General features: G+C 59.4%; 2 protein-coding genes. Both read left to right on the top strand.

Going from position 1 to position 1,888, the window contains the following annotated elements:
* Positions 1-323: 323 nt before the first annotated feature.
* Positions 324-743: an organic hydroperoxide resistance protein gene (locus QMX86_RS27960; protein WP_007940002.1), complete on the top strand. Its 420-nt coding sequence runs from the start codon at positions 324-326 to the stop codon at positions 741-743.
* A 38-nt stretch (positions 744-781) separates the two neighbouring features.
* The gene (locus QMX86_RS27955) at positions 782-1,792 is read left to right on the top strand and encodes an alpha/beta hydrolase (RefSeq protein WP_282387924.1); all 1,011 of its coding nucleotides are present in this window, start codon (positions 782-784) and stop codon (positions 1,790-1,792) included.
* The last annotated feature ends 96 nt before the right edge of the window (positions 1,793-1,888 follow it).

Here is a 1,888-nt window from a genome sequence, read left to right as displayed (position 1 = left end):
ACACTGTCCCTGTGGGCGCGGGCTTGCCCGCGATGGCGACCTGTCAGCCGACATCATTTTGACTGACACTCCGTCTTCGCGGGCAAGCCCGCTCCCACACTAATTTTCAACGCCAACAAAAAATATTTTCCACACCTGAATTTCCTCGCCAAGCGCTCTAGATCAAGCCTTACATTCCCCTTCCATCGGTCGCCCTCAAGCAAAACGCGCTTCTTATCGAAAATTTATCTTGCGCGCTAAACATTAGCGCTATACATTCTCTTCACACCTACTTAGCGCGCAAACAATTAGCGCACAAAACCACAACCAATGAGGCTCACACCATGCAAACTCTCTACACCGCAATCGCAACTTCCACTGGCGGCCGTGACGGTCGTGCGATCTCCAGCGACAACGTACTCGACGTCAAACTGGCCACCCCGAAAGAACTCGGCGGTGCTGGCGGTGCGGCGACCAACCCGGAGCAACTGTTCGCTGCCGGTTACTCGGCCTGCTTCATCGGCGCACTGAAATTCGTTGCCAGCCAGACCAAGCGCAAGATTCCTGACGACGCATCGATCACCGCCCATGTCGGCATCGGCCAAATCCCTGGCGGTTTCGGTCTGGACATCGATTTGCACATCAGCCTGCCGGGCCTGGAACAAGCCGACGCGCAGTCGCTGGTCGACGCCGCTCACCAGGTCTGCCCGTACTCCAACGCCACCCGTGGCAACGTCGATGTCCGTCTGCACGTGACTGTGTAATCACCCAAGCCCCCGGCCCGAACAAGGAAAAAATGAACATGAACTCCTTCAGCAAAGTCTTGACCGGTACCCTTCTCGCCCTGTCGGTACACAGCGCTTTCGCCGGTGATGTCGAACACAACACCCAGGCATTCCTCGATGCGCTGAATTCAGGCAGCGGCAAGCCGATCGAGCAGCTGTCGCCCAAGGATGCCCGCGCCGTGCTGGTCGGCGCGCAGTCCGGGGTCAAGTTGACGTTGCCCAAAGCCGATGTCAGCGAGAAGACCATCCAGGTCGATGGCCAACCGCTGAGCCTGACCATCGTCCGGCCGGCCGGGGTCAAGGGTGAGCTGCCGGTGTTCATGTTCTTCCATGGCGGCGGCTGGGTGCTGGGGGACTTCCCGACTCACGAACGTCTGGTGCGCGATCTGGTAGTCGGTTCGGGTGCGGCGGCGGTGTTCGTCAATTACACCCCTTCGCCGGAAGCGCATTACCCGGTGGCAATCAACCAGGCCTACGCTGCGACCAAATGGGTGGCGGAACACGGCAAAGAAATCAACGTCGACGGCAAGCGCCTGGCCGTGGCCGGCAACAGCGTCGGCGGCAACATGGCCGCAGTGGTTGCACTGATGGCCAAGGACAAGGGCACCCCGGCGATCAAATTCCAGGTACTGCTGTGGCCGGTGACCGATGCCAACTTCGACACCGGTTCGTACAATCAGTACGCCGAAGGGCACTTCCTCACCCGCAACATGATGAAGTGGTTCTGGGACAACTACACCACCGACGCCAAACAGCGCAACGAGATCTACGCTTCACCGCTGCGCGCTACTACCGCACAGCTCAAAGGCCTGCCGCCTGCACTGGTGCAGACTGCCAGCGCCGACGTGTTGCGTGACGAAGGCGAAGCCTATGCGCGCAAACTCGATGAGGCCGGAGTACCGGTAACGTCGGTGCGCTACAACGGCATGATCCATGATTACGGCTTGCTCAACGTGGTCAGCCAGGTACCGGCGGTGCGTTCGGCGATGTTGCAGGCGTCTGAAGAACTGAAGCAACACTTGAAGTAACCACCGTCCCATTGTGGGAGCGAGCCTGCTCGCGAAAGCGTTCCGTCAGACAGCGCTTCATTGAATGACACACCGCATTCGCGAGCAGGCTCGCTC

The sequence above is a fragment of the Pseudomonas sp. PS01270 genome (genome assembly GCF_029959775.1).
Lineage (GTDB): Bacteria > Pseudomonadota > Gammaproteobacteria > Pseudomonadales > Pseudomonadaceae > Aquipseudomonas > Aquipseudomonas atacamensis.
Note: the sequence above shows the minus strand (reverse complement) of the source record. Positions and strands in the feature narration are given on the sequence as shown.

Coding starts and splice junctions, on each gene's coding strand:
- QMX86_RS27960 (WP_007940002.1), top strand. CDS start 324: ATGCAAACTCTCTACACCGCAATCGCAACTTCCACTGGCGGCCGTGAC.
- QMX86_RS27955 (WP_282387924.1), top strand. CDS start 782: ATGAACTCCTTCAGCAAAGTCTTGACCGGTACCCTTCTCGCCCTGTCG.